The following is a 7,211-nucleotide window of genomic DNA, read 5'->3' on the forward strand; positions in this document are numbered from 1 at the left end:
ACTATAAAATAGAAAAATATCTAAAGGAGTAAAAGGCTAATTATGAAAATAAAAGAAAATATTTTATTTAAAAAGAAAGAATTGTTTAGATTTTGTTCATTAAGATTTCTCTTTGGAATAAGTTATAGTTTTATGATACCCATAATACCTTTATTTTTTAATTCTATAGGTATAGGAACATTAGTAATTGGAACAATTATGTCATTATATGGAGTTGCAAAAGCTATTGCACAAATTCCATTTGGAATAATCTCAGACTCTATAGGAGATAAAATTTTATGGATTGGAGCATTAGTACTTATGACTATAGTTCCTTTAAGTTATATTTTTATAAAAATACAGATAGGAGCTAAAATTACGTATATAATTCAAGGTGCTGTACTTGGAATGGCAGCACCAGCAACTTTTTCAGTGTTATCAAGATCTTTGGATGAGAGAAAAAGAGGGGAATGTACTGGATATGCATCAGCAGTATTTACATTAGGTGGGGGAATAGGGGCAATAATTGGAGGATTTGTTTCAGCATACTTTAATAGTTATGCATTAGCATTTATTTTAGCATCAATAGGAATATTTTTATCACTATTGTATTTAATTTTTAAAATAGAAAAGCCAACAAAGATTATGACAAAGTGTAAAGAATCTAAAGAACCACTAAGCTGTAGAATAAAAGTTATATATTCTGAAATAAAAGAGCATAAATTATTAGCAAGAATAATAGTTTTATCTGCTGTAGCATTGCTTGGAGATTTTATATATGGATGTGTAGTATCAATGTTTCCTTTTTATGGACAGGAAGTATTAGGGGGAACAGCTTTTTATACTTCATGTATAATTTCAATATACCTTTTTGTGTTTGGTCTTTTTGCACCTCTTGGAGGAGTAGTCAGTGATAAAATTGGTGTAAAAAAGCAATTATATGCATCGTTTATAGTAATGCTTATAACTTTATTTTTATTATGGATAATAAAAGCAAAAATATTATTTACAGTAGTTATATTTTTTTATTTCTTAGGTGCAACATTTTTAAACTCAGCACTTCAAAACTCATTGTTAGAGTTTGGAGAAAATGAAAATATAAAAGGTATAGTATTTGGAATTATTGGAGCTTCAGAATCAATAGGATATTCAATAGGACCAATAGTTGCGGCATTTATATATCATATAAATAAAGGGTTTTTATTTATGGGATTACTAATATTTTCAATAATAATATTCATAATGTTCATTATTCTTAGTAAAAGAGCCTTTTCAGAAAATATTAGAATTAAATAAAAAAATAGTTTAATAATAGGGAAATTTTATAATATATATAATAAAATTAAATTTTATATATATAATGGGTATTTTTTAAAGTATTTATACAATGTATATATTAGAATATACAAATTAGCAAAAAAGAATGATGTAACACTACATTGTGTTAATAAAGAATCATTATTAAAATTTAATTCCTTGTATTTCTACGGAATTATCAATTATAATTGCTTTAATCGAAAGTCTCGATTAAATTTGATGAGGATGTGATTTTGTGGATATTAAATTTTCAAGAGAAGCGGCAGATATGTTCTTAAAAAGCTTAAGTGAAGAATATGATATTTTTGCACCGATAGCTTATAAAAATGAGGGAAGATATAGCAATGTAGATAGTATTAGATATGGTAAAATTGAGTCTTTTAATGATGTGGTTTTTGATAAAAAATCTCACTATTCAGCAAAAGAAGTATTATTACCAATAAATCATATATATGGAGTTAAGATAAATGGAAATATCATAAAAAATGAAGATGCTGATAATGAAAAGAAAAAAATTATAATGCTTCGTTCTTGTGATGTACATGCAATAGAAAGAATAGATAATAAATTTTTATCAGATGATTTCTATAAGGCAAGAAGAGAAAAAGTTAAGTTTATGATAATGGAGTGTCCAAAAGCTTTTGATACTTGTTATTGTGTTTCAACAAAGACAAATGAAACAGAAAACTATTCTTTAGGAATAAGAGCTACTGAAGAAAATATATTTATCAAAGTTAAAGATTCAGATTTTGATAAATATATTTCTGATGGATTCACTAAAGAAGAATTTGATATTAGATTTGCTAAAGAAGATGGCGTAGTTATGAAGATTCCTAAATTAGAAGTATGGGACTATAAAGCATTAGATAAAGTTATGAATTCTAAGCTTTGGGAAGAATATAAAAATCGTTGTATAGGATGTGGAAGTTGTAATGCAAGTTGTCCAACATGTACATGCCTTCATACAAAAGAGGTTCCAGTTAATAATTCTAATGTGATTGAAATTAGAAGAGTTTGGAATGGATGTCAATTAGTAAAAACAAAATCATTAAACGGACATACAGTAAAGGAAGTAGTTCCTACAAGAATTAGACAAAGGATTTTAGATAAATTTTATAATCCTAAAACTGAAAACTCACAAGAACAAATGTGTGTAGGATGTGGACGTTGTACAGATATTTGTCCTAAATTAATAAGTTTCGCAAATACAGCAACTAGATTAGCTGAAGAGTTAGAAAGTAATTAGGAGGGTTTGGGATTATGAATAAAGATATAAATGTAGAGGCATTACGTTCAAATTGTTTCCGTCAATCAAAAATACCAGGAGAATTTATGTTTCAAATGAGAGTTCCTGGAGGAATAACGGATGCAAAGCACTTAGGATTAGTTCAAGAAATTGCAACTAAATATGGAAATGGAACTTTTCACTTTGGAACAAGACAAACTTTTAATGTTCCAGGTATAAAGTATGAAAATATTGAAGCTGTAAATGCTTTAGTAAAGGGATATATAGAAGAAATTGAAGTTAAAAGATGTAATGTTGATATGGAAACAGATAACTTAGGGTATCCAACATTAGGAGCAAGAAATATTGGAGCATGTATTGGTGGGGAGCATTGTATAAAAGCTAATATTAGCACAGCAGAATTATCTCAAAAACTTGAAAAAATAATATATCCAAGTCATTATCATATAAAGATAAATATAACAGGGTGTCCAAATGACTGTATAAAAGCACATATGAGTGATTTTGGAATATATGGAGTTACACTTCCACAATATGATTATAGTAGATGTGTAGAGTGTGGTGGATGTGAAAGAACATGTAGAGCACACAGTGTTGGTGCTATAACAGAAGAAAATGGAAAAATGATTATAAATAGAGATCTTTGTATAGGTTGCGGAGAATGTACAGATGTATGTCCAACTAGAGCTATGAAAAGATATGATAAGAAACTATATAGAATAACTATTGGTGGAAGAACAGGAAGAAAGAATCCAAGAATAGGTAAAGTGTTTGTTGATTATGTAACAGAAGAAACATTATTAAGTATATTTGAAAATTGGATTCCATTCTCTAAATACGTATTACATGGACAACCTGTTTATATGCATGGTGGTCATTTAATGGATATGGTTGGATATGAAAAAGTTAAGGAAATGTTATTTAAAGATGTTCAGTTTAATGAAGAAGCTAAAATAGCAAAAAGAATTAACTGGAGTGAAGTTGAGTATAAAACTAACATAAATGTAGTTAAAGCAAGTGAAGTTATAAAATAGTATATATAGAAATAGGAGCTGTAGTAGCTCCTATTTTTTATGCATAAAATCATTAATATAAAAGATTTTAAATACATATATTGGTATTAAGTGCTTTTAAGGGGTGAGAAAAAATTAAAGAATTAATAAATCTATATATAGATAGAAAAGAGTTTTTTATAGAATTAACAGTAGAACATTTAAGAATTTCTATAATAGCAATTATAATTAGTGCGGTATTAGGTGGAGTTATTGGAATTATCATTAGTGAGAAAAAAAAGTTATCAAAATTTGTTATAGGAGGAGTAAATTTTATTTATACAATTCCATCTATTTCTCTTTTAGGTTTTCTTATTCCGGTATCTGGAATTGGAGATAAAACAGCAATAATAACTTTGATTTTATATGGGTTATTACCAATGATTAGAAATACTTATGAAGGAATTATAGGAGTAGATAAAGGTATAGTCCAAGTAGCAGAGGCTATGGGAAGTACAAATTTTCAAATATTATATAAGATAAAATTGCCATTAGCAGCAGGGATCATTATTGCAGGATTTAAAAATATGGTAGTAATGACTATTGCATTAACTGGGATAGCATCGTTTATAGGCGCAGGAGGATTGGGAATAGCAGTATATAGAGGAATAACAACTAATAATAGTTTATTAACGATTGGGGGAAGTCTATTAATTGCGGTATTAGCAATTACCTTAGATTGGGGAATAGGAATAATAGAGAAAAAAATAAAAAGGAGACTGGATTTGTGAGGAAAATAAAAAGAGTAGGGGCAATAATGTTACTTTTATGTTTAACAGCAATAATTGGTGGATGTGGGACAGCCGAAGAAAGTAAAATTTTAAAGATGGCAACTAAACCTATGACAGAACAATTTATCTTAAGTGAGATGATAAAAGAAATTATTGAAGAAAATACAGATTTAAAAGTGGAAATAACTAAAGGGATTGGGGGAGGAACTAGCAATATACATCCTGCTATAGTAAAAGGTGATTTTGATCTATATCCAGAATATACAGGAACAAGTTGGAATTTTGTTTTAAAAGAAAAAAGAAAATTAGAAGATGATAAGTTATTTAAAGAATTAAATAAAAAATATGAAGAAGATTATAATTTGAAATGGGTTGGGTTATATGGTTTTGAAAATAACTTTGGATTAGTTATTAGAAAAGATTTAGCAGAAAAATATAATATAAAGACATATTCAGATTTGGCGAAATATTCTAAGGAGTTAGTATTTGGAGCAGAATATGATTTTTATGAAAGAGAAGATGGATATAAAGGATTATGTGATACTTACGGATTAAAGTTCAAAAAAGCTATAGATTTAGATATAGGATTGAAACATAAAGCTATAAATGAAAAGAAGATAGATGTTATGAATGTATTTACAACAGATGGACAACTTACTACATCAGATGTTGTAATACTTAAAGATGATAAAAGCTTTTATAATACCTATTATTGTGGAACTATAATTAGAAAAGAAATATTAAATGAATATCCAGAATTAGAAGAAGTATTAATGAAAATGGATGGAATAATAAATGAAGAAGAAATGGCGAAGTTAAATTATGAAGTTGAGGGAAATGGAAAAGATGAAGGAACGGTAGCAAAAGACTTTTTAAGAGAAAAAGGAATAATAAAATGATGAGAGAACTTATAGAATTTGAAAATATAAATAAAAGTTATAAAGAGAATAAAGTTTTAGAAGATATAAATTTAAAAATAAAAAAAGAAGAGTTTATAACTATAATAGGAAGTTCAGGGTGTGGAAAAACTACATTAATAAAATTAATAAATGGACTTATTAAAGGTGATGAAGGAGATGTGTTTATAAAAGGGGAAAACATACAAGATTTAAATATTATTAATTTAAGAAGAAAAATAGGATATGTGGTGCAAGGAGTAGGATTATTTCCACATATGAAGATTAAAGAAAATATAGTATATGTAATGAAATTAGAAGGAATAAAAGATAAAGAAGTAATAGAAAGTAGAATAAAGGAATTACTGAAAATAGCATCATTAGATATAGAAGTATTAAATAAATTTCCGAGAGAACTATCTGGAGGACAATGTCAAAGAATTGGTATTGCTAGAGCATTAGCAAATAGACCAGAAATTCTTTTAATGGATGAACCTTTTGGCGCTGTAGATGAAATAACTAGAAAGAGTCTTCAAGAAGAATTAATAAAAATATATAAGAAGGAAAAAATAACAATAATATTTATAACTCATGATATTAAAGAGGCTTTAAAATTAGGAAGTAGAGTTATAGTGATGGATAAATTAAAGATAGTACAAGATGGAACACCAAAGGAAATAACTCAAAATCCTAAAACTGATTTTGTTAAGGAACTTATAAAAGAGAAATAAAAATATGTTGACAACTAATAGGAGGTTTGATAGAATTAAAGACGTTCTAGGGGTATGGCTCAATTGGTAGAGTAGTGGTCTCCAAAACCATTGGTTGTGGGTTCAAGTCCTACTGCCCCTGCCAAAGACATTTAGATTAATCTAAATGTCTTTTTTTTTATGTCGAATTTTATTATTGATAAAGTATAGAAAGAAAAGTAAAGATTTTATCAAATTATTAAATTTATCCAGTTAAAAAGTGATAATAAATAAAAATATGAAGAAAATATGAAAAAAGGCGATTATTTAAGGTAAAAGTATAATTAAATTAAACAAAAAAATAAAAAAGTTCACTATTTATTTAAAAAATGTGGTATAATTTAATAAAGAAAGGAGTGAAATAGATGAGGTTGAAAAGATGGGGGATCGGGATATTGATTTCAGTTCTATTTGTTTTAGGACTAGTTATTACTTTCTCAAATATAAGCTTAAGTGGTGAAAAGTATGAAGTCATAAATGGGACATCAATAGAATCAAGTCAGGAAGTAAATTCAGTAATTGATGTAATAGAAAATGAAAGTTATCAAAAAGTTAGTGGAATAGATGATTCGGTAAATAAAGAGGCTTACGTAGTAGTAGACACGAAAGATGTAAGCCAGATAGATAGTGCAAAAATAGCAACTCTAAGTAAAGAGTTAGGGGTTAAATTTACTTTTATAGATCAAAAAAATTTAGATAAGAATACTATAGAAAGTGAAGGAAATACTGTAATTCCAGACAGTAAAGAATTAGAAAACTATATGAATGAAAAAGATGCGAAGACAACTAAAACCGCTGATGGAATTAGAGTAAAGCTTTTAAACAATAGTGGAATTATAATTTTTATAAATAATCTTAATACAGTAGAAAAAAATGATTTAAAAGTAAAAAATGAAATAAATGAATTAAAAGAAAAAGGGTATAGCTTTAAAGCATTAATATAGTGGATAAAATTACATAGAATAAAAATAGATACATAATAGATAATATATATGAGGACAGACTAATTCATCAATAGGGAGGATTCTTTATGCGAAAGAAAACAGCTTTAAATAATAATAAAGATAAATTAGAGGCTTTTAAGCATGAAGTTGCTAGAGAAATTGGAGTTCCATTGAAAGGATACAATGGAGATTTAACAGCAAAGCAGTGTGGAGCTGTTGGTGGAGAAATGGTTAAGCGAATGGTTAAGGAGTATGAAAAATCTTTAGAAAAAGAAGATTTATAGTATTCTAAGTGAA

General features: G+C 27.3%; 8 protein-coding genes and 1 tRNA gene. All 9 read left to right on the forward strand.

Annotated elements, in window-relative coordinates; genetic code table 11:
• The first annotated feature begins 42 nt into the window (after window positions 1-42).
• The 9 genes from Q0W06_RS01695 to Q0W06_RS01735 all read left to right on the forward strand — a co-directional run bounded on the left by Q0W06_RS01695 (window position 43) and on the right by Q0W06_RS01735 (window position 7,198).
• On the forward strand, window positions 43-1,275 hold the full coding sequence (locus Q0W06_RS01695) for an MFS transporter (protein ID WP_297630480.1): 1,233 nt from the start codon (window positions 43-45) through the stop codon (window positions 1,273-1,275).
• Window positions 1,276-1,531: 256 nt separating this feature from the next.
• Window positions 1,532-2,542, forward strand: a complete 1,011-nt coding sequence (locus Q0W06_RS01700; RefSeq protein ID WP_297630483.1) for a 4Fe-4S dicluster domain-containing protein — start codon at window positions 1,532-1,534, stop codon at window positions 2,540-2,542.
• Window positions 2,543-2,556: 14 nt separating this feature from the next.
• On the forward strand, window positions 2,557-3,576 hold the full coding sequence (asrC, locus tag Q0W06_RS01705) for a sulfite reductase subunit C (RefSeq protein ID WP_297630486.1): 1,020 nt from the start codon (window positions 2,557-2,559) through the stop codon (window positions 3,574-3,576).
• 275 nt (window positions 3,577-3,851) lie between these two features.
• The gene (locus Q0W06_RS01710; protein WP_297630511.1) at window positions 3,852-4,325 is read left to right on the forward strand and encodes an ABC transporter permease; all 474 of its coding nucleotides are present in this window, start codon (window positions 3,852-3,854) and stop codon (window positions 4,323-4,325) included.
• Complete coding sequence (locus tag Q0W06_RS01715; RefSeq protein WP_297630489.1) at window positions 4,322-5,224, forward strand: glycine betaine ABC transporter substrate-binding protein; 903 nt, start codon at window positions 4,322-4,324, stop codon at window positions 5,222-5,224. The genes Q0W06_RS01710 and Q0W06_RS01715 overlap by 4 nt, the downstream gene beginning before the upstream one ends.
• The gene (locus tag Q0W06_RS01720; protein WP_297630492.1) at window positions 5,221-5,952 is read left to right on the forward strand and encodes an ABC transporter ATP-binding protein; all 732 of its coding nucleotides are present in this window, start codon (window positions 5,221-5,223) and stop codon (window positions 5,950-5,952) included. Before Q0W06_RS01715 ends, Q0W06_RS01720 begins: the two co-directional genes overlap by 4 nt.
• A 48-nt stretch (window positions 5,953-6,000) precedes the next feature.
• A tRNA-Trp gene (locus Q0W06_RS01725) sits at window positions 6,001-6,076 on the forward strand.
• 259 nt (window positions 6,077-6,335) lie between these two features.
• Window positions 6,336-6,914, forward strand: a complete 579-nt coding sequence (locus Q0W06_RS01730; RefSeq protein WP_297630493.1) for a hypothetical protein — start codon at window positions 6,336-6,338, stop codon at window positions 6,912-6,914.
• A gap of 86 nt (window positions 6,915-7,000) precedes the next feature.
• Complete coding sequence (locus Q0W06_RS01735) at window positions 7,001-7,198, forward strand: alpha/beta-type small acid-soluble spore protein (protein ID WP_297630496.1); 198 nt, start codon at window positions 7,001-7,003, stop codon at window positions 7,196-7,198.
• The last annotated feature ends 13 nt before the right edge of the window (window positions 7,199-7,211 follow it).

It is taken from the genome of uncultured Clostridium sp., assembly GCF_947072515.1.
GTDB lineage: Bacteria > Bacillota > Clostridia > Clostridiales > Clostridiaceae > Clostridium.

Coding starts and splice junctions, on each gene's coding strand:
- Q0W06_RS01695 (WP_297630480.1), top strand. CDS start 43: ATGAAAATAAAAGAAAATATTTTATTTAAAAAGAAAGAATTGTTTAGA.
- asrC (WP_297630486.1), top strand. CDS start 2,557: ATGAATAAAGATATAAATGTAGAGGCATTACGTTCAAATTGTTTCCGT.
- Q0W06_RS01720 (WP_297630492.1), top strand. CDS start 5,221: ATGATGAGAGAACTTATAGAATTTGAAAATATAAATAAAAGTTATAAA.
- Q0W06_RS01730 (WP_297630493.1), top strand. CDS start 6,336: ATGAGGTTGAAAAGATGGGGGATCGGGATATTGATTTCAGTTCTATTT.
- Q0W06_RS01735 (WP_297630496.1), top strand. CDS start 7,001: ATGCGAAAGAAAACAGCTTTAAATAATAATAAAGATAAATTAGAGGCT.